The sequence below is a fragment of the Peristeroidobacter agariperforans genome, from assembly GCF_004138335.1.
Classification (GTDB): Bacteria; Pseudomonadota; Gammaproteobacteria; order Steroidobacterales; family Steroidobacteraceae; genus Steroidobacter; species Steroidobacter agariperforans.
Genome location: NZ_RYFW01000007.1, coordinates 128,620 through 152,303 on the forward strand (window position 1 = coordinate 128,620; position 23,684 = coordinate 152,303).

The 23,684-nt window shown below is 62.0% G+C and carries 22 protein-coding genes; 15 read left to right on the forward strand and 7 right to left on the reverse strand.

Annotated elements, in window-relative coordinates; genetic code table 11:
* The first annotated feature begins 87 nt into the window (after positions 1–87).
* Positions 88–342 (forward strand): hypothetical protein, encoded by a 255-nt coding sequence (locus tag EK373_RS31120; protein ID WP_129649269.1) that lies wholly within the window; start codon positions 88–90, stop codon positions 340–342.
* 49 nt (positions 343–391) lie between these two features.
* Here EK373_RS31120 and EK373_RS31125 read toward each other — a convergent pair whose 3' ends face one another.
* The gene (locus tag EK373_RS31125) at positions 392–3,052 is read right to left on the reverse strand and encodes a DUF3857 domain-containing protein (RefSeq protein ID WP_198683787.1); all 2,661 of its coding nucleotides are present in this window, start codon (positions 3,050–3,052) and stop codon (positions 392–394) included.
* Between the two features lie 219 nt (positions 3,053–3,271).
* Here EK373_RS31125 and EK373_RS31130 point away from each other — a divergent pair, with 219 nt between their 5' ends.
* The 3 genes from EK373_RS31130 to EK373_RS31140 are packed head-to-tail and all read left to right on the forward strand — an operon-like array spanning position 3,272 to position 5,837.
* On the forward strand, positions 3,272–3,805 hold the full coding sequence (locus tag EK373_RS31130; protein ID WP_198683788.1) for a DinB family protein: 534 nt from the start codon (positions 3,272–3,274) through the stop codon (positions 3,803–3,805).
* A gap of 15 nt (positions 3,806–3,820) precedes the next feature.
* A complete protein-coding gene (locus EK373_RS31135) occupies positions 3,821–4,474 on the forward strand; it encodes an alpha-ketoglutarate-dependent dioxygenase AlkB family protein (protein WP_198683789.1) in 654 nt (217 codons plus the stop codon).
* 10 nt (positions 4,475–4,484) lie between these two features.
* Positions 4,485–5,837: a right-handed parallel beta-helix repeat-containing protein gene (locus EK373_RS31140; RefSeq protein ID WP_129649272.1), complete on the forward strand. Its 1,353-nt coding sequence runs from the start codon at positions 4,485–4,487 to the stop codon at positions 5,835–5,837.
* Between the two features lie 36 nt (positions 5,838–5,873).
* On the opposite strand, the gene EK373_RS31145 is transcribed toward EK373_RS31140, so the two are convergent.
* Together EK373_RS31145 and EK373_RS31150 are read right to left on the reverse strand one after the other, a co-directional pair.
* Entirely contained in the window at positions 5,874–6,755 is an 882-nt protein-coding gene (locus EK373_RS31145) for an AraC family transcriptional regulator (RefSeq protein WP_129649273.1), read from the reverse strand.
* Positions 6,756–6,848: 93 nt separating this feature from the next.
* Entirely contained in the window at positions 6,849–7,376 is a 528-nt protein-coding gene (locus tag EK373_RS31150; RefSeq protein WP_129649373.1) for a DUF1003 domain-containing protein, read from the reverse strand.
* A 141-nt stretch (positions 7,377–7,517) separates the two neighbouring features.
* Between EK373_RS31150 and EK373_RS31155 the strand changes: the two genes are divergently transcribed.
* Entirely contained in the window at positions 7,518–8,015 is a 498-nt protein-coding gene (locus EK373_RS31155) for a TspO/MBR family protein (RefSeq protein WP_129649274.1), read from the forward strand.
* A 13-nt stretch (positions 8,016–8,028) separates the two neighbouring features.
* On the opposite strand, the gene EK373_RS31160 is transcribed toward EK373_RS31155, so the two are convergent.
* Positions 8,029–8,844: an aminotransferase class IV family protein gene (locus EK373_RS31160; protein WP_129649275.1), complete on the reverse strand. Its 816-nt coding sequence runs from the start codon at positions 8,842–8,844 to the stop codon at positions 8,029–8,031.
* A 78-nt stretch (positions 8,845–8,922) separates the two neighbouring features.
* On the opposite strand from EK373_RS31160, the gene gcvA reads away from it, so the two are divergent.
* The 10 genes from gcvA (at position 8,923) to pnp (ending at position 20,745) form a co-directional block, all read left to right on the forward strand.
* The gene (gene gcvA, locus EK373_RS31165; RefSeq protein ID WP_129649276.1) at positions 8,923–9,849 is read left to right on the forward strand and encodes a transcriptional regulator GcvA; all 927 of its coding nucleotides are present in this window, start codon (positions 8,923–8,925) and stop codon (positions 9,847–9,849) included.
* Between the two features lie 36 nt (positions 9,850–9,885).
* On the forward strand, positions 9,886–10,281 hold the full coding sequence (locus tag EK373_RS31170; protein ID WP_129649277.1) for a TfoX/Sxy family protein: 396 nt from the start codon (positions 9,886–9,888) through the stop codon (positions 10,279–10,281).
* A 226-nt stretch (positions 10,282–10,507) separates the two neighbouring features.
* Positions 10,508–11,320, forward strand: a complete 813-nt coding sequence (locus EK373_RS31175) for a pentapeptide repeat-containing protein (RefSeq protein WP_198683791.1) — start codon at positions 10,508–10,510, stop codon at positions 11,318–11,320.
* 520 nt (positions 11,321–11,840) lie between these two features.
* On the forward strand, positions 11,841–12,290 hold the full coding sequence (gene rimP, locus EK373_RS31180) for a ribosome maturation factor RimP (RefSeq protein ID WP_129649279.1): 450 nt from the start codon (positions 11,841–11,843) through the stop codon (positions 12,288–12,290).
* Positions 12,291–12,337: 47 nt separating this feature from the next.
* Positions 12,338–13,843 carry a transcription termination factor NusA gene (gene nusA, locus EK373_RS31185; RefSeq protein WP_129649280.1) on the forward strand — a complete coding sequence of 502 codons (1,506 nt, stop codon included), beginning with the start codon at positions 12,338–12,340 and terminating at the stop codon, positions 13,841–13,843.
* A 37-nt stretch (positions 13,844–13,880) separates the two neighbouring features.
* Entirely contained in the window at positions 13,881–16,628 is a 2,748-nt protein-coding gene (infB, locus tag EK373_RS31190) for a translation initiation factor IF-2 (protein ID WP_129649281.1), read from the forward strand.
* A gap of 12 nt (positions 16,629–16,640) precedes the next feature.
* Positions 16,641–17,150 (forward strand): 30S ribosome-binding factor RbfA, encoded by a 510-nt coding sequence (gene rbfA / locus EK373_RS31195; RefSeq protein ID WP_129649282.1) that lies wholly within the window; start codon positions 16,641–16,643, stop codon positions 17,148–17,150.
* Positions 17,151–17,161: 11 nt separating this feature from the next.
* Positions 17,162–18,076 (forward strand): tRNA pseudouridine(55) synthase TruB, encoded by a 915-nt coding sequence (gene truB / locus EK373_RS31200; RefSeq protein WP_129649283.1) that lies wholly within the window; start codon positions 17,162–17,164, stop codon positions 18,074–18,076.
* A gap of 121 nt (positions 18,077–18,197) precedes the next feature.
* Complete coding sequence (rpsO, locus tag EK373_RS31205; RefSeq protein ID WP_129649284.1) at positions 18,198–18,467, forward strand: 30S ribosomal protein S15; 270 nt, start codon at positions 18,198–18,200, stop codon at positions 18,465–18,467.
* 190 nt (positions 18,468–18,657) lie between these two features.
* Positions 18,658–20,745 (forward strand): polyribonucleotide nucleotidyltransferase, encoded by a 2,088-nt coding sequence (gene pnp / locus EK373_RS31210; protein WP_129649285.1) that lies wholly within the window; start codon positions 18,658–18,660, stop codon positions 20,743–20,745.
* A gap of 51 nt (positions 20,746–20,796) precedes the next feature.
* Here the strand turns inward: pnp and phaR are convergent, their stop codons facing one another.
* Genes phaR through dksA form a run of 3 tightly spaced genes read right to left on the reverse strand, consistent with a single transcriptional unit; the run spans position 20,797 to position 23,474 of the window.
* Positions 20,797–21,444 carry a polyhydroxyalkanoate synthesis repressor PhaR gene (phaR, locus tag EK373_RS31215; RefSeq protein WP_198683792.1) on the reverse strand — a complete coding sequence of 216 codons (648 nt, stop codon included), beginning with the start codon at positions 21,442–21,444 and terminating at the stop codon, positions 20,797–20,799.
* Positions 21,441–22,478: a tRNA glutamyl-Q(34) synthetase GluQRS gene (gene gluQRS / locus EK373_RS31220; RefSeq protein ID WP_129649286.1), complete on the reverse strand. Its 1,038-nt coding sequence runs from the start codon at positions 22,476–22,478 to the stop codon at positions 21,441–21,443. The genes phaR and gluQRS overlap by 4 nt, the downstream gene beginning before the upstream one ends.
* 48 nt (positions 22,479–22,526) lie before the next feature.
* The gene (dksA, locus tag EK373_RS34150; RefSeq protein ID WP_129649287.1) at positions 22,527–23,474 is read right to left on the reverse strand and encodes an RNA polymerase-binding protein DksA; all 948 of its coding nucleotides are present in this window, start codon (positions 23,472–23,474) and stop codon (positions 22,527–22,529) included.
* Positions 23,475–23,684 lie beyond the last annotated feature (210 nt).

Consider the following 23,684-nt stretch of genomic DNA (forward strand, 5'->3'; position numbering starts at 1 on the left):
TCAGCCCCCATTTCCGCGGCCGCACTATGGACAATCGCGCTGGGCGGAGGTACATGTGCGGCATTCCGTTCATATAGGCCCGCAACTATGAAATTGCCCGCCGCGCTTCGAATCACCGCGTTGCTGCTGACGATCGGCCTGGCTGCGCCGGCCATTGCCGAAGAAAGCACGCTCAAAGAAGGCGCGAAAGATGTCGGCCGAGCCGTCGGAACGGCTGCCCGCGAAGTGGGCGATGGCGCCAAGCAGGTGGGCAAGGCAGTGGCCGAGGCTGCCAAGGAAGTAGGCCAGGCCGCGAAAGAAGGCGCGAAAGAAGCCAAACGCGCCATGCAAAAAGACAAATAACCGTCAACTGAAGCACGCGACTCGTCAGTCGATCGCAAATCCAATCCGGTCACGTTGTTGACGGAGCTGGAGAGGTTTCTGGCACAGGATCCAGGGCCGCCAACGTAGTCGCAGCTGGCGTCGACCGCGTTCGCACGAATGTCGCGCGAACGCGCTCCGATTTGAGCATGTACGCGGTCCAGATCACCGCGACGAGGACATCGCGAACCATGGAGCCCGCGAACTTCGCTGGATTCATCTTCTCCAGGCCAAGCGCATCCTGGGAAAACGCCACCAGGACAGCCCACAGCAGGCTGAACCACAACACGATGAGGTAGCCTGGCGCAAAGCCCCGGCGCTTCGTGAACAGCAGATAGAACACGAAGAGCGTCATCAGCAAGAGCGCATAACCGAACAACATCACGAAGAACCAGCCGATCTTGCCCCAGTGCGCGACGACCGGGTCTGCTCCGCCGCCGAGATCGGCCCAGGTGTTGGCGTCGAAATAGTCGTGCAGCGCGAAGAACATGAATGACAGCGCGCCGGCGGTGACGATCACACTGAGAACGGGGAGCACGAGCCATCCCCTGATTCCCTCGGGCGCGCCAGCAGACGCACGCTTTGGAAAGCGAGGGTCCTCGTAACGCCACAGCCAGCGAATCAGCAGCCCACCGACAACAATGCCGCCGATGATTGCGAACATCATTGTCATGCTGAGTTTGAAAGACACCGGCGCCGTTGCGGACGCGGGGGCATAGCTCAAGTAATAATAGGCGTCGTCACGCACAGCTTCGAGCTTCCGCGCATGCTCGACGACATCGGCGGCAGGAATGTGGTTCACCAGCGTCTTGAAATCATATTCCGCGGTGATGGTGTCCTGCTTGTAGCGAACCGAGGAGCGATAGGCGAACGCCGGCGTCGTAATATTCCCGTTGAGCTCTTCAACGTCCCACGGCTCGGGCAACAGCACCACGGCCTTGTAGCGGATATGAGTGGGGTGATCGAGTTGCAGCGGCGCTGTGCGCACCAGGGTCTTGGGCGCCACGGCTGCCTGACGGATGACGTGCGGATTGAACTCGAAATAGTACTTCTGATCGTCATCGTCCTTGGTGAACGCCGGCTCGATCGCGTACTTCTCGATCAGGACCAACTGGTTGCCTTCGCGATCGTCGACTACCACGAACGGATCGGCGACGCTGATGCCCGGATACTCGTCCTTGTAGAAGTTCAAGTACTGGCGTGTGACTTCTTCCTTGCTGGAATCGGCGAGGAAGCGTCGCACGCGATCCGCCTCGGCGCCCAGGTAAGTCGTTTCCACCTTCATGGAGGCCTTCTCGAACACGCCGGCCTTCAGATCGAAACGCTCGAGGACGCTTTCATTGGGCGTCTTCAGCGTCGGCTCTGGAATCGTCTCGAACTTGCCTGTGTCGTCAACGACTAGCGCCGCGCCAAAATGTGCCTGCTGGACGTTGTACAGCCCGCCGCCCTGCAAGGTTCGAGTCGCATCGAGCCAAAACACTTTGCCGGCGTGCTGAACGCGCACGATCATGTGATTGAACGCGGCAGCGGAGGGCAGCAGGAGCGTCGGTGTCGCCTGTCTGCGATAGGTGTTGACCAAGGCAGGGCGCGCATCGACGCCCATTGCCTGGAGCAAGGTCACCAGCAGATAGGACTTCTCTTTGCAGTCGCCGAAGCGGCGCTTCAGCACGGCGTCCGGCGGCTGTGGCTGGTAGCCTCCCGCACCGATCTCGATGCCGGTGTAACGAATCTCATCCTCCACGAAGCGCAGCGCTGCGATGATCTGTTCTTCTTTCGTGTCCGCGGACGCTTGCAACTGCGCAATGAGAGATTTCAGCTCGGAAGACAAGCGTGCCTTCGGATAGAGGCGAGTGGCCCAGCGCGCGATTTCTTGCCAGCTGTGAGCTTCGCTAACGTCGATGTATGGATAGTGGACGTGCCAGCCCGGACGGCCTTCGTCGTGCGGCAGGCCCTTCAGGTCGCGCCATTGCCAGACGAGCTCTTGCCATGCGCCATTGACTCGGCTCAGCGGCTGATCCGCTGTGTTGGACGCTTTGAACGCGAGCTTACGCGTGACCGGATGCAGGATGCGCAAGTACGAGTAGCGAGCGGGAATCGACCACTGTGTGGTGAACGATTCGCCGAATGGCGTGCCGAGGCCATCTTCCCCTGTCATCAGCGTGTAGCTGTAATCCAGGACGTCTCCGACCCGGACATCCTCTAGCACGATGCTGGTCGTCAGGTCGCCGTCGATGATGCCCTGTTCCAGGTCCAGCTCACGACGTAGCGTCGAAATGCGAGCGCGCTGCAACTGATCGATGGTTTTGCCGCCGCGGCGTAGCTTCAGGCTGTGCAGGATGATCCGGTCGGTGGCCGGACGATAGGTGATCTGAACGTGCGACTGTTCGTCCACGGCGGATTGATTGCCGAGGTGCATGACGAAGTGCGAGTAATAGGAGGATCCTCGATCCTCGACGCGCACCTGGCGATCGATGAGCAGGTAGTCGAGCTGAGTGTTCTTGGGATCGGCCGCAGCGGCATCGACTGTCTTGGTCCAGCCTGCCGGTGCAGCGACTGGCGGCTTTTCGGCGAGCGTCACCGCATCGTCGGCCCACGCCAGGCCGTTGATCAGGACTGCCCACAGCAGCGCCGCACACATCACGAGCAGGCGAACCTGCGGTTCGCCCGAAGGCATCCCGATCCCGTCTCTCATGAGAACCCTGCACCCGTGCCGCCATCCGTCCGCGGCGCTTTGAGATTTTGTGAAGCTACGCTGGCACGGGGCAGGGGCTTTGGCAAGGGACCGGGCCGCCTTCCCGGACATAATGGCCGACACCGCCCGAATGCGAGCTGCCATTGCATCGAAAGCGCTCGAGTCGCGTGTTTACAGGTCACGCGGCGCGTCACCCGATGCGAGTAGTGAATACGAGCCATGGCTCGTATTCTGCTGGCGTCGAATGAACGAGCGACGGAGGTTGGACGAATCATGACTCACACGGCTTACACACAGCTCATCGATGTCAAACGCTGGGCCGATCTGGGCTTGTACGAGGCGATCGGCCAGAACCTGGATCGGCTGACGAATGAGGACAGCTTCATCATGCTTCGCATTCTCGACCACATTCACGCGGTCGACCGGATCTTTCAGCACCACCTGTGCGGACTGCCGCACACGTTCAAGGCGGCTCGGTCCGAAAACATGCCGACGCTCGAGACGCTGGCGGCTAGCGCCAGAGAGGTCGACGACTGGTACGCGGCTTACGTTGCAGGCTTGCGGGAGAGCGATTTCGAGGAGCCTATCGACTTCGTCTTCACCAGTGGCAAGCCCGCGCGCATGAAGCGAGGCGAGATCATCCTTCATGTTTGCATGCACGGGACCTATCATCGAGGCAATGCCGGCGCGGTTCTGCAACTACGGGGGCTCACCCCGAGTCGCGATTCCGTTACGGACTTCCTGGAGCAGTAATGGAGCGGTGAGGTGGTGACGGGCGATCTCTTTGACAATGGCGAACCGCGCCTGCTGGATTTGCCCGATGCCGACATCCGCTATTGGTCGCGCATCGATCTCGGCGCGCCTCTGGATCGCATCCTGCAGGAGCTCATTGAGCAAACGCCCTGGCGCTCCGAGGTCATCACGCTGTGGGGTCAGGAGCATCGACAACCGCGATTGACTGCCTGGTTCGGCGAGCCCGGAGCGCGATACACGTACTCCGGGCTCTCGCTCGAACCCTTGCCGTGGACCGATTTGCTCTCGGACGTTCGCAGCCGCGTCGAAACGCTGGCCGGCGCTTCGTTCAATAGCGTGCTCATGAACTACTATCGAGATCATCGCGACAGCATGGGCATGCACAGCGACGACGAGCCCGAGCTCGGAAGAAATCCGACGATCGCGTCGCTGAGTCTCGGTGAGCAACGCACGTTCGTGCTGAAGCACAGATTCAGAAAGGACTTGAAGCCCGTGAACATCGAGTTGGAGTCGGGCAGCTTGCTGCTGATGAAGGGCGCGACTCAGCACCACTGGAAACACGGCATCAACAAGCTCAGCCGCCCGTGCGGACCTCGGGTGAATCTCACTTTTCGGCGGGTGTCGGCTGGGCGTGGGTTGTGCGAAGCTTGCGCCGATGCGACGCCGTGATTTTTCCGGAATGCTCTTGGGTATCCTGATCGGAGCGCCGAGCCGAGCGTGCTCCAGCTCGGCTCCTCGTTATCCGATCACTTCGGCCGAACGTGCGGCGAAAGTCACACCGACCAACTACGATGAGCCACCCGGCACGTTCGAGCGTTACGGAGCGCGGGGCGGCAACGTAGTCGCCGATACCCGAGCGATTCGAGATGCCTTCAAAGTGGGTGGAAATATCAAGGGCCGGCCAGGTCGCACCTACAGAATGTCCGATGCGGCATACCTAACCACCAGTGATACCACGATCGACCTGCGAGACTGCACGATCGTGATGCAGACGAGTACGGCGCCCTTCCTTTGCATCGGCCGCACCAGCGACAGTGCTTCGTTCATAAAGACTGATCGTATCAAGATCACCGGCGGTCGGATCATCGGGGCGGTCGCGCCCGACCAGCCAGCCTACGGGATCGCGGTCGTCGATCCACCCGCCATGCCCTACGTGAATGGCGGCGGCTGCGATGCTATCGCTCTGTCGGGGCTGAGGATGTCGGGGTTCACCGGCGGCTTCATCGCCACAGGCGCGAGCAACATCACGATCCGGGGCTGCCGTTTCGGCGGCATGGTGTACCACCGTCGTCGCGGCGCCGGGGGTTATGGTGTGCTGTTCCAAACATGCTTCGGTGTGCTCGTCGAAGGCAATCGATTCGAAGCCGGCAGGATGGATCGGCACGCGATCTACATCTCGGCGGATCCGGGACGGGCTTATAACAACGATAACGTCTGCAAGGATGTGGTCGTGTCCGGCAACGTCATTGACTGGACCGGCACGCATGGGCTCACCGGTTTTGAAGGGGCCATCGAGGTGCGTTCGGCGGAGCGGATTGCCATCTCGAGAAATGTCATCGATGGTAGCTTCGGCGGAATCGAATACGACGGCTGTAACGGAAACGGCGTCGATATCACGATCGCCGGGAATGTCATTCGCGGCATTCGTGCAGGCGTGTCGGAGCGCAACGGCATCGCGGTTTTCCGTAGTTCTGGCACATTCACCACGCGGAATGTCGTGATCGTCGGAAACACCATCGCGTACGATGACAAGAACGTCAATGGCGTCAGTATTGCCCATAGCCAGGACGTCGCCGTCGAAAGAAACACCATAGAGGTTGGATACGGCATCGACTCCATCCTGTTCGCGTACTCGACGAACGTCCGCGTCGGTGGCAATACGATCCGTGCCGACCGTCGAGCTTCCTCTCACATCGCATTCGCGGGAACGTGTTCCGAGATTACGGTCGACCCCGGCATGCACAGCGGGGTAGTGCAGTCGGAGTACAAGTTCTACGGCGGGCCAACCGACATCTGCTTTGACTCGCGGTAGCGCGGCGATAGGGTTGCTTGCCCTGATCCGAGCGCTTCATCGCAACGGCAGATACAGATCGGTGATCGCCTCGTTCTCGGGCACGTCGGGAAAGAAGCGCACGCGCTCACAATAAATAGGAAAGTCGCGAGTCTCTTCGCCGCTGGCCGGCAGCCATTCCCGATAAAGATAGAGGGCGGGCGCCTCCAGGTCGTCGCTGGAACCTCTTACGCGTAACCGCGCGCAGCGGCCGCCGGGGATCAGCCCGTTTTCTACGCCAGCGTCGTTTGGAGCAACGGTGCGGTGGGTTGCTGCGCATAGATCCAAGCGGAACTCATCCGGTGCGGTCGCTCGCGGATCAGTGTGAAAAACGTTGAAGGTTGCGCTGCTTCGGGGATGAAGGCCGATTGCTTTTCGCCAGGCGATGAAGCGCTGGATCGTCTGACCGAGCCGCGCCGGATCGCCGCGATGGGGCATGACGGCGACAGGTGTTGCCGGCACCTCGACGATGGTCACATCATCAGCGGAATATGGAGTCTGCATGAGTTGGGCTCTCGCGTGGTTGTATCGTGTGAACGCTTCGAGCCACGAATCCCAGTCAGGATCCTTGCGGAACGCGGTGGGCGTCTGTCCGAACTGCTGACGAAAGGCGCGAGCAAAGGCGTCGGGCGTTTCGTAGCCGGCATCCATCGCAATGTCGATGACCGCCTGTCCCTCGCGGAACGCCAGTCTCCAGGATGCCCGCTTCATGCGGACCAATTGGATGTAACGGTACAGGGGCAAGCCCAGAACCGCCGTGAATTGCCGATGGAAGTGAAACTTCGAAAAGGTCGCGACGCCGCTCAGCGTTTCGAGGTCGAGTGCGTCATCCGCGTGCTGGTCGATATGTTCCAGCACACGCCGCAGCCTTTCGTTGTATCGCTCGGTTGCCGTCGTCATTGTCGTCGTCGGATTTTCGTGGCACCCGGGTACATTGTCGAGCGGGCGCGAGCGGCGCCCGGCCGATCTTGCGGAAGTGAGCACTTGGATGGCTCAGGTACGACCGTTGGTAGAGGCTTTGTCGATCGCGTCCAGCACTTGCTCGGGCGAGATGTCGCGCTGTAGTTCCTCGAGCTCGGGCATGGGCAGTTGCGCTCCCACCTTCTCCGCGATTGCATTCACGAGCTGGATGACACGGGTCAACTCATGCTCGGTTAGCAAGCTGATTTGCAGGTCGAGATCGGCGCGCCGATCCGCTTCCCGCTGCATGCGATTCTGCGTGACCAGCACGAACGTGCTCAGAAAGATTGCTTCGACCGAAGCTGCCGTGGCGAGCAGCACAAACGTGGGGTCGAACGGCTTCAGTGGCGTCCAGCCGACGTTCACCAGCGTCCACACGACCACGACTGCCAGGTGCACATAGACAAAAGGCAGGCTACCCGCCGCGCGGGTGATCGCGTCAGCGATCCGCTGCTGCAATGTCCGCGATTCCTGCTCTCGACTCTGTCGTAGCAGCAAAGCTTGGATGTTCCTCGCGACAACGCTCGGGCCGTCGGGTGGCTTGGTGAAGGACTGCTCCATACCGACGCGAACGCGCGCCGGGTGAATCGGTTCCTGTGTGGCCGGGCGCACGCTCGCGCGGTGTAAGCAGTGGACTGGTTGTGGCGCCAACATCGCGATTCGTGCATCTTGCTCGTGGTCGCAGTTGTCAGAGGCGCGAGCATGGCCGTTTCAAAACAAGCCCAGGTGGGCGGGTTCATCGCGTGGCTTGCGATTTGTTTTATCGCGGCGGCCATAGGTGCGGTCGCTTCCGTGCAGGCCGGTTCTTTCTACCTCTCCCTGTCGAGGCCCGAGTGGGCGCCGCCAGCTTCTGTGTTCGGGCCCGTGTGGACGGCGCTCTACACGTTGATGGCGATTGCTGCGTGGCTGGTCTGGCGACAAGGGGGGTACAGCAACGCACGCGCGGCGCTGAATCTGTTTCTGGCTCAGCTCGCTCTCAATGCCCTGTGGAGCTGGCTGTTCTTCGCCTGGCACCTTGGTGCCGCGGCGTTCGTCGATATCCTCCTGCTGCTGACGCTGCTCATCGCGACAATGCTTGCCTTCTGGCGCCAGCGGCAGCTCGCCGCGCTCTTGCTCGTTCCCTATTTGCTTTGGGTGAGTTTTGCAGCTGTGCTCAACTACACGGTGTGGCAGATGAATCCGGATGTATTGGGTAGGTGAGCCGTCGAACCTCCTAGATCTCGACGAGCGGCTCGAATTCATATGCGCGGCGGAGTGTGTCGAGGAAGGCGGGCGCCTCCGGTAACTTGACCGAGCCAATCCTGCTCACAGGCACGGCCGGTGTCCACGAGTTCATCACGACAGCGCCACGAAGCTGCGGCAGGTTGGTCAGCGAGATCTCCTGAACGCGCTGTGGAATTCCCATGGCCTGCAATTGGCGGCGAACGATGCCCAGGGTGGTGCCGGTCAACATGGCAGCCTCGGGCCACACCACCGCCTCGCCATCCCAGAACGCCAGATTCCAGATCGATGCCTCGCTCAATCGGCCCCTGCGGTCGACGAATGCAGCGTCGTCGAAGCCTTGTTTCGCAGCCTCGCGCATGTAGTAGGTCTTCGCGATCTCGCCGACGTGCTTGATGGCAGGCAGCATTCGCTCGTGTTCGAACGCGGCTAGTGCCAGCGGGCCTTTGGGACCGGATGCCGCCGGTCCCGTGCGGACCAGTACATCGAGCTCGCGTTTCGTTTCCGTCGCGGTGAACTCGCCGGCTCGCGAGTAAACGGTGGCGGTCAATGAGACATCCGTCGGTCCGGCCGCCAGGGCCGACCGAAGATGGGCGCGCAGCTGGTCATCTGAGGTGGCGCGACCGAACAGCGCTAGTGAGGCAGTGCGTAATCGTTGCAGGTGCAGATCGAGCCCTCGGACGCGCCCACCACGCACCTGCATGGCAGTGAAGTGAGCGAAGCCTGCGAAGGCGATCGGCGCCAAGTCGTCGGTGGTGGCTGTGCGGCCATTGACTTGCGTAACGAGGGAGTTGGATGCGGTAGACATGGCCGCATCCTAGGGATTTGAACGAATGAGGGGAAACAAGTAGTTTTCGACGCATCGACAAATTTGGCTTGAAGATCGATGAACCGAAACCTGCCGGGCACGCGAGCACTGCGAACCTTCGAAGCGGCCGCGCGACACTTGAATTTCACACGCGCCGCGGACGAAGTGGGATTGACGCCGGCCGCCGTCAGCTACCAGATCAAAGAGATCGAGGATCAACTCGGCATCGTGCTGTTCGCGCGTACCAGTCGGAGCATCCAGCTGACGCCCGCCGGCGCTGTTCTATTCGAAGCGACCACAGATGCGTTGGACACATTGCAGCGTGCTGCCGGCCGTGCGCGACGCATTGCTCGGGATTCGCATCAACTGCGCCTGACGGTGGGGCCGAGGTTTGCAACTCATTGGCTCTTGCCACGCTTACCTCAGTTCAAGGTCGCACATCCCGGGCTGGAGCTCACGTTCGACATTACCGATCAGGTTCGCGACTTCGACCGAGACGATGTCGACGTCGCGATTCGGTTCGGTGCTGGTACCTATGCGCAAGCACGCTCGCACCGCCTGTTCGATGCCGTCGTAGCGGCTGTTTGCAGTCCTACGCTGCGCGCTAACTCTCCCAACCTGAAGAAACCAAGCGATCTGGCTGGGCAAACCCTTTGCTATGTAAATTGCAAAGTGAACGACGTGGACTGGCCCAACTGGCGCATGTGGATGGACGCCGCCGGCGTTCGCGACTTTGACGACAGTCAATGCGTCGCGTTTGCGGATTCAAGCCATGTCGTGCAAGCCATTCTCGACGGCAATGCTGTGGGGCTGGTTGAGCTGGCCATGATTGCTGGCGACGTTGCTCGCGGACGCTTGGTGAAATTGTTCGATATCGGGCTCAGTCCGGCTCCGGGATACGCGTATCACTTGGTTTATCCAGACAGCAGCAGCGAGGACTCACGCGTTGTGGCCTTTCGCGAATGGATGCTGGAGGAGATCGCGGCCGGAGCAGGACTGAGGTGATTCAGTTTCTGGTGCACGCTCTAGCTGGAGGATTGTGTGGCGTTCGATGAGGGCCTGGCTGAAAGAATTCGCGACGTTCTGGTCAAGACACCGCGAATTACCGAGCGGCGCATGTTTGGCGGCGTGGCGTTTCTTGCCGATGGCCACATGTTCGTCGGTCTCATCGGCGACGTGCTCATGGCGCGCGTCGGTCCGGAGTACTACGCCGCGGCGCTGGAGCGGAAGTACGTTCGCGAGATGGATTTCACCGGCAGGCCGATGAAGGGGTATGTGTATGTCGATTCGCCTGGGATTGCAGGTGATGAGGAATTGGAGGAGTGGATAATGCGGTGCCGAGCGTTTGTGAAGACGCTGCCGCCGAAGCATGAGAACGAGCCGGTGCCGAGGGTCAAGAAGGCCAAGAGAACGAAAGCGCGTTCAAAGACCCGATGACGCGGCGTGAGGGTCAAGCTGGAAGCTCCACGGCCGCGTAGTGCTCGATGTACTGCTCGTCGTTGCAGCCGTAGTAGGTGACGATCCGACTTCCCTGACTCAGCAAGTAGGCAATTGATTGAAATGCTTCGCCGATCTAAGTGCGCTGCACTGGTGCGAGCGTCACAATTGAATGTTGCGGCGGTCAGCGGTATACCCGCCGCAACACCGTCAAGAGGCACGCCGGATGTTCATCTCTTCGCGAGCCGGTCGGCGATATGTGGCGTTGGTGTGCGTGATCTTCGCGGGCGCTACCTTCGGGGCGGAGTGGGAGGGCTACGAGCGGCTCAGTCGCGAGCAGTTGCTCGAAACCCTCGACGGTTCGCATGCCGGGGTGAAGCCCAAAGTCACCTCCAAGAATCTGATCGACGTTGATCTGTCGGGGATCGACTTTCGCGGTGCCAATCTCTCGGCCTCGGTGCTGAATGGCGCGAACCTCAGTCGCGCCACGCTCGATAAATGCAATCTTACGGTCAGCTTCCTGGAGGGCGCCAATCTGTCGGGCGCCTCGCTGCGTGAGGCGATGCTGTTTTCGTCTCAGCTTGCTGGCGCGAAGCTGATCGGCGCCGATCTCACCGGCGCGCGGTTGATCGGCGACCTGCGCAAGGCCGATCTGTCCAAGGCGCAACTGGTTCGCATGAACGCTGCGCCGGACATGAAGAATCAGTCGATGGGGCTGATGCGCGCCAACATCGTGAGCGCCAAGGCCATCGAGGCGGACTTCTCCGATTCGGATTTTTCGCGCACCGATTTCAGCTTTTCCGATCTGAGCCGCGCGAAGATGCAACGGACCAGGCTTTTCCGAGCCGACTTCAGCGGCGCCAATCTGGCGGGCGCCGATCTTTCTGGGGCAGACCTGCGCGATGCAGTGTTCGACAACACGGATCTCTCGGGGGCGAACCTGACCAACGCGGATCTCACTGGTGCAACTGCTCGCAATGTTCGCGGGCTCGACACCGCGACCACCACGGGCGCGCGTGGTCTGCCGATGAGCGAATAGTGCTGAAGTGCGAGCGAATGAAGCAGGGTTGATTCGCGAAAGTCGCTTGTGGATGGCGAAGATCGCTGCAGCCGTCCACCTTCCGGTGAGACCAATTGGGAGCCTTCGCGATCATTAGATCGGCCTTGCCATCTCCCCACTCACCCCCTTAAACTCCGCGGCCCTTGTCGAGCGTCTCCTCCTGGTAACAGGTGTCAGCCGGTCCGACAGGGGTTGTAGGTAGCGCTTCCGGGCATATATAAGGTGTCCGGGTATGAAAGGGCCCGATTCGAAGGGCCTTTTTCGCTTCTGGAGCCAGCCAGGACAGGCTTCCGGCGCAGAACTTACATGACGAATTAGGGGAGTTGGGCGGTACCTCAAGGCCGCCTGGCAGGAAGGGACGGAGAGTGAGAATGGGCCTTGGGGCCCATTTTTCGTTTCGGCGACGGTAAAAACCGGCCCGGCGGAGCTCTTCCGGCGCGGGTAGCAAGCGCCGGACAGGGGCGAGCCAAGGGCCCCACAGTCAAACCGGAGGTGACCGATGCTGCGAGATCAGCTGGGCGAGCTGCTCGGCCCGGTCGTGGCCAATCTCGGTTACGAGCTGTGGGAAATCGAGTACGCGCCGCGCGCCGGCGGCGGGCTGTTGCGGCTGTATATCGACAGCCCGGATGGCATTTCTCTGGATGATTGCGAGAAGGTGAGTCGGGGCGTCAGCGCCGTGCTGGACGAGGCCGACCCCATTCCGAACGAGTACACCCTGGAAGTGTCCTCGCCCGGGCTGGACCGGGTGCTCAGGACCCAGGCCCATTTCGCGCGCTTTGCCGGCGAGCGGGTCAAGGTGGAGATGATTGCGCTGATCAACGGCCGCAAGCGGTTTCAGGGGCGCTTGCAGAAGGTAGGCGAGAGCGAGATTACGCTCGAGACGGACGGCGGCGAGGTGAGCTTGCCGATCGAAGACATTCACCGGGCGCGGTTGATCCCGGACGTATGACGTATGAGCGACGGGAGTCGCGGTAGGCGTATAGCGGAGTTCGCACGATGAACAAAGAGATTCTGATGGTCGTGGACGCAGTCTCCAACGAGAAGGGCGTCGACAAGGAAATCATCTTCGAGGCGCTCGAAGCCGCGCTCGCGTCCGCGACCCGTAAACGTCACGGCGAGGGCATCGACGTGCGCGTCTCCATCAACCGCAAGAGCGGCGACTACGATACGTGGCGCCGTTGGAAGGTGTTCGCGGACGATTCCACCGAGCTGGAATTCCCGGACAGCGAGCTGCGCCTGGAAGACGCTAAGGACATTTCAGAGGACGCCGAAGTCGGCGGCTATGTCGAAGTGCCGATGGAGTCGGTCGCGTTCGGCCGTATCGCCGCCCAGACCGCCAAGCAGGTCATCGTGCAGAAGGTGCGCGAGGCCGAGCGGGCGCAGGTCGTCGATGAATTCAAGGCGCGCCAGGGCACCCTGGTGTCCGGCATCGTCAAGCGCGTCGATCGTAACGGGGTTTTCGTGGATCTCGGCGGCAATGCCGAAGGCTTCATTGCGCGCGATCAGATGATTCCTCGCGAGCCGATCCGTTCGCAGGATCGCGTGAAGGCTTACCTGGCGGATGTGCGCTCCGAGCAGCGCGGTCCGCAGTTGTTTCTGACGCGTACGGCCCCAGAATTCCTGATCGAGCTGTTCAAGCTCGAAGTGCCGGAAGTCGGCCAGGGTCTGATCCAGATCCTCGGCGCCGCTCGCGATGCAGGCGTACGCGCCAAGATCGCGGTGAAGAGCAACGACAGCCGCATCGATCCGGTCGGCGCTTGCGTGGGTATGCGCGGTTCGCGCGTGCAGGCGGTGTCGAACGAGATCGCCGGCGAGCGCGTCGACATCATTCCTTATGACGAGAATCCGGCACAGTTCGTGATCAATGCGATGGCGCCTGCGGAAGTGGTCTCCATCGTCGTCGACGAGGACTCGCACTCCATGGATATTGCGGTGACGGAGGAGAAGCTGTCGCAGGCCATCGGCCGCGGCGGTCAGAACATCCGTCTGGCCAGCGAGCTGACTGGCTGGGAATTGAACGTGATGACGCAGCAGGCCGCCGAAGCCAAGAGCGAAGGCGAGTCGCAGAAGCTCATCGACGTGTTCAAGCAGCAGCTGGATGTGGATGAAGACGTGGCGCAGATCCTGGTGCAGGAAGGCTTCTCGACCATCGAAGAGATCGCCTACGTGCCGGCGTCCGAGCTGGCGAACATCGAAGAGTTCGACGAGGACATCATTAAAGAATTGCGTAATCGTGCGCGCGACGTGCTGCTGACGCAGGCGATCGCGAGCGAGGAAGAAATCGACAGTGCCGAGCCTGCAGCGGATCTGCTGGAGGTAGACGGCATGGACGACGACCTGGCGCGGAAGCTCGCCAGCAGAGGCATCGTGACGCGTGAGGATCTCGCCGAGCAGGCGATCGATGACCTGACGGAGATCGAAGGCGTGGATAACGAGCGCGCGGGCGCGCTCATCATGGCGGCGCGTAAGCACTGGTTCGACAACGCGGGGCAGCAGGCATGAGCGGCGTCGTACTGAGTAGCGGGTCGGGAGGGCGTATATGGCGGATGTGACGGTAAGCCAGTTTGCCGAGGTACTGAAAGTACCTGTCGAGCGGCTGCTGACGCAGCTCGATGAAGCCGGGATTCAAGTCTCCGGCGCGAATGACACGATCAGCGACGACGCCAAGATGGAGCTCTTGACGTTCCTGCGTCGTGCGCACGGGCGCACGCAGGAAGCGACTGCGCCTCGCAAGATCACCTTGAAGCGCAAGTCCCAGGGCGAAATCAAAGTCGCCTCGGCGCAGGGTCGTGCGCGCATGGTCAACGTCGAGGTTCGCAGCAAGAAGACGTACATGAACCGCAGCGTGCTCGAAGAGCAGGCTCGCGGTCCGGCTACGCCGTCTGCGAGCGATGCGGCGGCCGACCGTGCTGCCGCCGCTGCCGCAGAAGAAGCGGCAGCGCGTACTGCGGCTCAGAACGCAGCTGCTGCGGCTCAAAATGCAGCTGCTGCGGCTCAAAAGGCCGCGGCCGATGCCGCCGCCGCCGCTCAAGCGGCAGCGGCAGCTGCCCAGAATGAAGCGCAGACGGAAGCACAACGCGCCGCTCAAGCTGCTGCCGAAGCCGTTGCCGAAGCGGCACGCCAAGAAGCGGATCGTCTGCAGAAAGAGCAGGCTGAAGCCGAAGCGCGTGAATTCGCTGCCCGCGAGCAGAAGCGAATGGAGGACGAGATCCGTCGCATGGCTGACGCGGAGACCCGTCAGTCCGCTGAAGACGAAACTCGTCGCATAGCCGAAGCTGCGGCCCGAGCTGAAGCTGAACGCAAGCAGCAGGAAGCTGCAGCAGCGGCTCCGGCGCGTCCGGCAGAACGTGGCGGCAAGCGTGGCGGCGCCTCCGACCGTCCGCAACGTGCCGAGCTGCACGTGTCCAGCGACGCCAGTGCTCGTTTCAAGAAAAAGAAACAGCAGGCGGCGACCAGCGCCCGATCGCGCGGCCGTCCGTCGCAGATCAACGTCGCCAGTCAGCATGGCTTCGAGCGCCCGGCAGCGCCGGTCAAGCGCGAAGTGCAGATCGGCGAGACGGTGACCGTCGGCGAGCTCGCTCAGCGCATGGCCGTGAAGGCCAACGAAGTCATCAAGGTCATGATGAACATGGGCGTGATGGCCACCATCAATCAGCCCATCGATCAGGACACCGCGGTGCTCGTCGTGGAAGAGCTCGGCCACACGGCCGTCATCCACAAGGAGAGCGCGATCGAGGACGAGTTGCAGGCCACCGATGCCTCGCACGAGCTCGAAGCGCGTCCGCCGGTCGTCACCATCATGGGTCACGTCGACCACGGCAAGACCTCGCTGCTCGACTACATCCGTCGCACCAAAGTGGCGGCCGGTGAAGCGGGCGGCATTACGCAGCACATCGGTGCGTATCACGTCGAGACGCCGAAGGGCGTCATCACGTTCCTCGATACGCCGGGTCACGCCGCGTTCACCGCGATGCGCGCTCGCGGCGCTCAGGTGACGGACGTGGTCGTGCTGGTCGTGGCTGCCGACGATAGCGTCATGCCGCAGACCATCGAAGCGATTCAGCATGCGAAAGCGGCTGAAGTACCCATGGTCGTGGCGATCACCAAGGTCGACAAACCGGCTGCGGATCCGGAGAAGGTGAGAACCGATCTCTCCAGGTACGAAGTGCTGCCTGAAGCCTGGGGCGGCGACACGATGTTTGTAAACGTGTCGGCGCATACCGGCCAGGGCATCGACGAGCTGCTCGACACCATTCTGCTGCAGGCGGAAGTGTTGGATCTCAAGGCGACGAAGTCGGGCCTCGCGGCCGGCGTCGTGGTCGAGTCCAGCATGGAGAAGGGCCGCGGCGCCGTCGCGACCGTGCTCGTGAAGCGCGGCGTGCTGAAGCCGGGCGATCCGATTATCGCGGGCACCGAATTCGGTCGCGTCCGTGCGATGTTCGACGAGACTGGCGCGCAGGTGACCGAAGCGGGTCCGTCGTTGCCGGTCGTCGTGCTCGGCTTGTCGGGTGCGCCGAATGCCGGCGATGAACTGCTCGTGGTCGAGAGCGAACGCAAGGCTCGCGAAGTCGCGTTGTATCGGCAGGGCAAGTTCCGCGATACCAAGCTGGCGAAGCAGGGCCCGGCGAAGCTCGAGGACATGTTGTCGCAGATGGGCGATGGCAAGGTTGCGACCGTGCACGTCGTCATAAAGGCGGACGTGCAGGGCTCGGCGGAAGCGTTGCGCGATTCGCTCACCAAGCTGTCCACCGATGAAGTGGCGGTCAAGGTCATCGGTAGCGGCGTCGGTGGTATCACCGAGTCCGACATCACGATGGCGCAGGCCTCGAACGCGCGTGTCATCGGCTTCAACGTGCGCGCCGACAGCTCGGCTCGCGCGATGATCAAGGAAGCGGGCGTCGACGTTCGCTACTACAGCATCATTTACGAAGCCATCGATGAGATGCGCGCGTTGCTGACGGGCATGCTGGCGCCGGAAGTGAAGGAGCAGATCGTGGGCCTCGCCGAGGTGCGCGAAGTGTTCCGCTCCAGCAAGTTCGGCACGGTCGCGGGCTGTATCGTGGCGGACGGCTACGTGCGCCGGAACAATCCCATCCGTGTGCTGCGTAATAACGTGGTGATCTTCGAGGGCGGCCTGGAATCGCTGCGTCGCTTCAAGGATGACGTCAATGAGGTTCGCGCCGGCACCGAGTGCGGCATCGGCGTGAAGAACTACAACGACGTGCAGGTGGGCGACCAGATCGAGTGCTTCTCGCGCGTCGAAGTGGCGCGCACGCTCGAAGCTTGATTTTGAGGTGAGATGTCGACGAAGTCCTATCCCCGCGCCAAGCGGGTCGGCCAGCAGATTCAACGCGCGCTGAGCGAGTTGATCCGACGTGAGCTGCGCGACCCGCGGCTCGGCATGATCACGTTGACCGACGTGCGCATGTCGAGTGATTTGAGCTACGCGAAAATCTATTACTCGGTGCTGGGAGCGGATCCGCACCTGGCTCAGCAGATCCTCACGCAGGCCGCGGACATGCTCCGCGGCCCGTTGGGTCGCGCCTTGGGGATTCGGCATAGCCCGGAGCTGCGCTTCGTGCAGGACGAGCTGATCGAGAGCGGCGCGCGCTTGTCGGCGCTGATCAACAAGGCCGTGAAGGACGACGAAGCCCGGCATGTCGATGACGAGCCCGCCAGCGAGTCAGAAGCCGCCGCCGAAGCGGACGAGGACGCCCATTACAGCTCCGACGATGACGACGACGGACACTACGACTCGGACGAGGACGACGACGCCTCCGACTCGAACCCGTCCCCTTCGAAAAGCTAACGCCGTCATCCATGAAGCGCTTCCATCGTGAAGTCGACGGCATCCTGCTGCTCGACAAGGCCCTCGGCGTGTCTTCCAACGCCGCTCTCCAGCAGGTCCGGGGGCTCTACGGCGCGCTCAAGGCGGGCCACGCGGGCAGCCTCGACCCGTTGGCGTCAGGCTTGCTGCCTGTGTGCTTCGGGCAAGCCACGAAGGTCTGCGGCCGTCTGCTGAACTCTGGCAAGACCTATCGCGTGCTGGTGCAGCTTGGCGAGCTGACGCCCTCCGGCGATGGCGAAACTGAAGTTATCGAACGCGCGCCGGTTCCGGCGCTGACCGCAGCGGGCGTCGACGCAACCTTGGCTCAATTCCTGGGCAATCAGCAGCAGATCCCGCCGATGCACTCGGCTCTGAAGTTCGAGGGCAAGCGGCTGTACGAGCTCGCTCGCAAAGGCGAGTCGGTCGAGCGTCCGCCCCGGGACATCGTGATCCACAAGATCGTGCGCGTGAGCACCGAGGAGGGGCTCGCGACCAACCAGCTCGAATTCGACGTGTACTGCTCCAAGGGGACCTATATCCGCACCCTGGCCGCGGATGTGGCGGTCAAGCTGGGCACGCTAGGCTATGTCAAAGGCCTGCGCCGCCTGTCGGTGGATCCCTTCGGCGATCGGCCGATGTTCACCCTGGAGGCGCTGTCGACCGAAAGCCAGGAGCAGCTCGGCGGCCGCTTGCTGGCCGTGGATACGGCGTTTGCCGACCTGCCGCGCGTGGATCTGGACGTTTCAGCCCAGCAGAGCCTTCTGCTGGGCCGTACGGTGTCCGGGCAAGCAGCAGCGCCGCTGGGCGAAGTGCGGCTTTATGGCCCGGCCGGGCGTTTCCTGGGCCTGGGCGAGGGCCAGCCAGGCGGGCGGGTCAAACCTGCGCGCTTGTTCGTATCGGTGCCCTAATTCTTGGTTTTACTTGAGATTCCGAGCCGCGCGGGTACAATGCGCGCCTCTCAAAAGCCGCCACTGTGGCGGTTAGAGTTTCTTCACGCGGCGATTCGCACGCCGCACCGAGGTTAAGCAGATGTCATTGTCGACCGACCAGAAGGGCGGAATCGTCGCCCAGTACCGCCGCAACGCCAAAGACACCGGTTCGCCGGAAGTCCAGATCGCGCTGCTGTCCGCACGCATCAACGGCCTGGGCGAGCACTTCAGCGCGCACAAGAGCGATCACGCTTCCCGCCGTGGCTTGCTCAAGATGGTGAATCAGCGCCGCAAGCTGCTGGACTATCTCAAAGAGACCGCGCCGGAGCGCTACACCGCCGTCGTCAGCAGCCTCGGTCTGCGGCGCTAAGCCGCAGATGGGATCGAGCCGGATCTTAGTCATGCCGGCTCTCCCGCCTGATCCCGCACGAACCGTGGCCATCGTCATGCTGTGCCGTTCGCTGCATCGAGCTTTCAATTCAACTTCGTGTCTCGGCCAATTTGCGCCCTCGTGTCGCGCGATGAGCTGCTGAGCCATCCAAATATCAGTAGGAACCATCGTGAGCGCTATTAAAAAATCCTTCGCCTTCGGTCAGCATCAAGTCACGTTGGAAACCGGCGAAATGGCCCGTCAGGCCGACGGCGCGGTGGTGGTGTCGATGGGCGACACCGTGGTGCTGGTCACCGCGGTGGGCCGCAAGCAGGCCGATCCGAACAAGGACTTCTTCCCGCTGACGGTCAACTACGTCGAGAAGACGTACGCCGCGGGCCGCATCCCCGGCGGCTTCTTCAAGCGTGAAGGCCGTCCGTCCGAAAAAGAAACATTGACCTCGCGCCTGATCGACCGCCCGATCCGGCCGCTGTTCCCCGAGCACTTCTTCAACGAGATCCAGGTCGTTGCGACCGTCGTCTCGCTCAATCCCGATATCGATGCCGACATTCCGGCGATGCTCGGCGCCTCCGCCGCTCTGGCGCTGTCGGGCGTGCCGTTCATGGGCCCGATCGCTGCGGCCAAGGTCGGTTACATCGACGGGCAGTACGTGCTCAACCCGACCGGTAAGCAGCTGAAGACTTCCAAGCTCGACCTCGTGGTCGCCGGCACGGCCGAAGCAGTGTTGATGGTCGAGTCCGAAGCAGATCGTCTGCCGGAAGATGTGATGCTTGGCGCCGTGGTGTTCGGTCACGAGCAGATGCAGGTCGCGATCAAGGCGATCAATGAGCTCAAGGCCGAGGCGGGCAAGCCTGCTTGGGAATGGGCGCCACCGGTTGCGAACACTGCGCTGGAAGCGGCACTCGCTGCGAACGCGAAGAGCGCGCTGACCGAGGCGTATCAGATTTTCGACAAGCAGCAGCGTCGCAATCGTGTTCAAGAGATCAAGGCGGCGGCACTCACCGCGCTCGCGACCGGCGAAGCGCCGCAGTTCGTCGCGGCCGATGTTTCCAAGGAATTCGCGAACCTCGAATATCGCATCGTGCGTGACCGCATCATCGCCGGTCAGCCGCGCATCGACGGCCGTGACATGAAGACGGTGCGTCCGATCACGATCAAGACCGGCGTGCTGCCGCGTACCCACGGCTCGGGCCTGTTCACTCGTGGCGAGACGCAGGCTCTCGTCACTGTCACGCTCGGCACTGGCCGCGATGCGCAGATCATCGATGCGCTGACCGGCGAGCGTAAAGAGCCGTTCATGTTCCACTACAACTTCCCTCCGTTCAGCGTCGGCGAGACGGGCATGATGGGCTCGCCGAAGCGCCGCGAAATCGGCCACGGCAACCTGGCTCGTCGCGGCATCAGCGCCGTGATGCCGGACATGACCAATTTCCCGTACGTCATCCGCGTCGTCTCGGAAATTCTCGAGTCGAACGGCTCGAGCTCCATGGCCAGCGTCTGCGGCTCCAGCCTCGCGCTGATGGATGCGGGCGTGCCGATCAAGGCTTCGGTCGCGGGCGTCGCGATGGGCCTGGTGAAGGAGGGCGACAAGTTCCAGGTGCTCACCGACATCCTCGGTGACGAAGATCACCTCGGCGACATGGACTTCAAGGTGGCCGGTACGCGCGACGGCGTGACCGCGCTGCAGATGGACATCAAGATCAACGGCATCACCAAGGAGATCATGCAGGTGGCGCTGGATCAGGCGAAGGCCGGCCGTCTGCACATCCTCGAGCAGATGGACCAGATCCTTCCCGCAGCTCGTCCGCAGATGTCGGAGTGGGCGCCGTCGATCATCACCATCAAGATCGATCCGGAGAAGATCCGCGAAGTCATCGGCAAGGGCGGTGCGGTCATCCGCGCCATCACCGAAGAGACCGGCACCACGATCGATATCGAGAACGACGGCACGGTGAAGATCGCCTCTGTCGACGGCGTGTCGGGCCGCGAAGCCCAGCGTCGCATCGAGCTGATCACGGCGGAGGTCGAAGTCGGCCGTGTCTATGAAGGCCGCGTGGCGCGCCTGATGGACTTCGGTGCGTTCGTCACCATCCTGCCGGGCAAGGACGGCCTGGTGCACATCTCCCAGATCTCCGACGAGCGCGTCGAGCGTGTCAGCGACAAGCTGAAGGAAGGCGACGTGGTGCGCGTGAAGGTGCTGGAAGTCGATCGTCAGGGTCGCGTGCGTCTGAGCATGCGCAACGTCGACGCCGCTTAAGAGCTTAATCGGACCGGGGGCAGTGGCCACTGCCTCCGGCCTGAAATCTGCTTAGCTGCGCGGGTCGGTCTCCGTTTCCTCAGCGCGCTGGTCCTTGCGGGCTGCGACTGCGGCCCCGCTCATCACTTTGAAAATATCATCTTGCACCGAGCGCCATCGCTCGATGTTTTGCTGCGTCAGCGCGGCGATGCTGTCAAAGGCGTCGTCGCCGAACACGCCTCGCATGTGGTCCCTCATCTGCTGCTGTTGGTTCGACAGCAGTTTCAGGCTCTGTTCCAGATAGCTTCCCACCAAGCACTGCATGGCGCCGCCGTACGAGCGGATAACCTGCGACAGGAAATCCTGACTCATGAGCGGCTCGCCGGCGTGCTCCTGCTCGGCAATCACTTGCAGCAAGATGGAGCGAGTGATGTCTTCCTGCGATTTCTTGTCGATCACGATGAAGTCGATCTTCTCCATCACCAGGCGACGAATGTCGGCGAGGGTGATGTAGCGGCTTTCGACTGTGTCGTAGAGACGGCGGTTTGGATATTTCTTGACGACTCTCGGCTGCCCTTCTCTGGGTTGATTGTCTCTTGTTTGATTGATCGCATTCTCCTGCTTGCCGTCGACCTGTTTACCGTCGAAGTGCGGCTCGCCCATCACTGCTCCCCGGTGCAGTTCAGAGCTCGGAGCCAATCGTGTTTCTAGCGCATTCATGTTAGTCCATCCTCGCGTCCGACCCGGATCGTTGCCTGACGCAGTCCGTTCAAACGTTTCGGTTGCCAGTGTTTTATTGCCCACTCCCACAACGTCGCCAATCCGGCACGACGCAGTTCGGGAGGCGGCGTTTGCTGCAGAAACTCTAAAGCCCGCCACACTTCATAAGTAGGGCGGGCAATATCGATTGTTGCAGCGCCTGCCGACTTCGACAGTTTGATCCCATTAACATCTGTTACTACCGGCAAATGTGCGTAGTCCGGTACTGCCAGATCTAACATGCGATGCAATATCACCTGTCGAGGCGAGCTGTGTAGCAAATCGGCTCCGCGCACGACCGCGGTAATCCCTTGGAAGGCGTCGTCGATCACCACCGCAAGCTGGTAAGCGTGCAGTCCATCGCGGCGGCGAATGACGAAGTCACCCACTTCTGCTGACACATCAACAGTGAAACGTCCTTGCAGCAAATCCGTAACTGCGGTTTCCCCTCGGGGTACAAATAAACGAATGGCGGTCTTGCGTTCTGGCGCGCGAGGGCCCAGGCGACACCATCCTGGATAGCGCAACTCATCGGTATCAAACAAACGCACTTCGGAAGCTTGCGCGGCTTGCAGTTCGCTGCGCGTACACGAGCAATGAAACGCCTGGTTGTTATTTAGCAAACGTTGCGTGGCCGCCGCATAGGCATCGCGGCGTGAACTCTGGCGCAGGATAGAACCAGTCCACTCGAAACCGAGTGTGTCGAGGGTGCGGATGATGGAATCGGCGCTGCCTGGTATCTCGCGGGGCGTGTCCAGGTCTTCGATGCGAAGCAGCCACTCGCCGCCCGCCTGACGGGCGTACAGATAACTGCCGACGGCTGCGACCAGCGAGCCGAAGTGGAGGGGGCCGGTTGGCGAGGGTGCGAACCGGCCGCGATAGCGGTGGGCGGTTGGCGGTTCGCGGTTGGTGGTTGGTGAAGAGGTTAGGGGTGTCCGTCCATCGCCGGCTGGCGGCGATGGGTTTGATTCGGACTGGACATCTGACGGGCGCAGCGGGGCCTCTTAACTAACCGCCAACCGCGAACCGCCAACCGCTAACCGCTATCTGTAGCGGTCGTCGCGGTCGCCGTACTGGAGCTCGCGACGCTCGCGGCGTTCCTGCGCTTCGATGCACAGGGTCGCGACCGGGCGGGCTTCGAGCCGCTTGATGCCGATCTCCTCGCCGGTCTCGACGCAGTAGCCGTAGCTGCCATCCTCGATCCGCTTGATCGCTTCTTCGATCTTGCGGATCAGCTTGCGCTCGCGGTCACGCGTGCGCAGCTCGAGGCTGAATTCGGACTCCTGGGTCGCGCGGTCGTTCGGATCGGGGAAGTTGGCCGCCTCGTCCTTCATGTGAAGTACGGTGCGATCCACTTCCTGCATCAGGTCGCGCTTCCAATTGTTCAGGATCTGGCGGAAGTGCTCGAGCTGCTCCTTGTTCATGTACTGCTCGCCACGCCGCGGAATGTAAGGTTTTACATTGCGCGGACCGGCTAACAGATTGACACTCGAAAGATCCTGGCCTTCGCTGTCCTCACTGTCGCTGGCAGCGTCAGTGTCCTGGGAATGGGTGTTCAGATTGGAAATCACGGGTCTCGCTGAAATCGTTGGCTTCACAGGGGTTGCAGGGGCCGGCGCGGCGATCGACTCTTCGTCGTTCTGCTCGACCGGGGCGGCTGGGCGGCTCACCTTCGACGCCGGCTTGTGGGCCGCCACACCGACACCATGGGCAGAGGCGGCGACCGTTGCTGCCTTGGGTGCTGGGGCGGCAACTGGCTTGATCGGTTCGATGGGCTTGTCGGCCTTGGTTGCAGTGTGGGCGGAGGCTGGTGTGGGGCGAGGCGCGGGGGCCGCCGCCGCTGGCTTGGGCCGGGCCGCGACTGTAGGCGCCTTCTTGGCGGACGCCGCCTTTTTCGCGGTGTCCTTGGCCGGCTCTTTCACGGCCGGAGCTTTCTTGACCACGGTTTGCTTGGCCTTCGCCGGCTTCGCCGACGGTTTTTTTGCGGCCATCTAAAGTGCCTCCGCCAGGGCCTACTAGAGGAGCTCGGCTCGCCCGCGCGAGGCTCGAACCCAAACCACGGCCCTAAACAACAGCTTGGACCAACAGCTTCAACAGTTCCGGACAATCGTTCGCCAAAGAGGGGCGCGATTATACAGACCGCACCCCGCGCGTACAGGTCTATCGATGGGCTGAATTTTGGCCCGCTCAGCCTGCGTCAA

Bases quoted from the DNA above. Each gene is read 5' to 3' on its own strand.
- phaR (WP_198683792.1), bottom strand. From the start codon at position 21,444: ATGAATGCGCTAGAAACACGATTGGCTCCGAGCTCTGAACTGCACCGG.
- rpsO (WP_129649284.1), top strand. From the start codon at position 18,198: ATGTCATTGTCGACCGACCAGAAGGGCGGAATCGTCGCCCAGTACCGC.
- EK373_RS31125 (WP_198683787.1), bottom strand. From the start codon at position 3,052: ATGAGAGACGGGATCGGGATGCCTTCGGGCGAACCGCAGGTTCGCCTG.
- EK373_RS31120 (WP_129649269.1), top strand. From the start codon at position 88: ATGAAATTGCCCGCCGCGCTTCGAATCACCGCGTTGCTGCTGACGATC.
- dksA (WP_129649287.1), bottom strand. From the start codon at position 23,474: ATGGCCGCAAAAAAACCGTCGGCGAAGCCGGCGAAGGCCAAGCAAACC.
- EK373_RS31155 (WP_129649274.1), top strand. From the start codon at position 7,518: ATGGCCGTTTCAAAACAAGCCCAGGTGGGCGGGTTCATCGCGTGGCTT.
- truB (WP_129649283.1), top strand. From the start codon at position 17,162: ATGAAGCGCTTCCATCGTGAAGTCGACGGCATCCTGCTGCTCGACAAG.
- rbfA (WP_129649282.1), top strand. From the start codon at position 16,641: ATGTCGACGAAGTCCTATCCCCGCGCCAAGCGGGTCGGCCAGCAGATT.
- EK373_RS31130 (WP_198683788.1), top strand. From the start codon at position 3,272: ATGGCTCGTATTCTGCTGGCGTCGAATGAACGAGCGACGGAGGTTGGA.
- rimP (WP_129649279.1), top strand. From the start codon at position 11,841: ATGCTGCGAGATCAGCTGGGCGAGCTGCTCGGCCCGGTCGTGGCCAAT.
- EK373_RS31140 (WP_129649272.1), top strand. From the start codon at position 4,485: ATGCTCTTGGGTATCCTGATCGGAGCGCCGAGCCGAGCGTGCTCCAGC.
- nusA (WP_129649280.1), top strand. From the start codon at position 12,338: ATGAACAAAGAGATTCTGATGGTCGTGGACGCAGTCTCCAACGAGAAG.
- EK373_RS31145 (WP_129649273.1), bottom strand. From the start codon at position 6,755: ATGACGACGGCAACCGAGCGATACAACGAAAGGCTGCGGCGTGTGCTG.
- gcvA (WP_129649276.1), top strand. From the start codon at position 8,923: ATGAACCGAAACCTGCCGGGCACGCGAGCACTGCGAACCTTCGAAGCG.
- EK373_RS31175 (WP_198683791.1), top strand. From the start codon at position 10,508: ATGTTCATCTCTTCGCGAGCCGGTCGGCGATATGTGGCGTTGGTGTGC.
- infB (WP_129649281.1), top strand. From the start codon at position 13,881: ATGGCGGATGTGACGGTAAGCCAGTTTGCCGAGGTACTGAAAGTACCT.
- EK373_RS31160 (WP_129649275.1), bottom strand. From the start codon at position 8,844: ATGTCTACCGCATCCAACTCCCTCGTTACGCAAGTCAATGGCCGCACA.
- EK373_RS31150 (WP_129649373.1), bottom strand. From the start codon at position 7,376: ATGGAGCAGTCCTTCACCAAGCCACCCGACGGCCCGAGCGTTGTCGCG.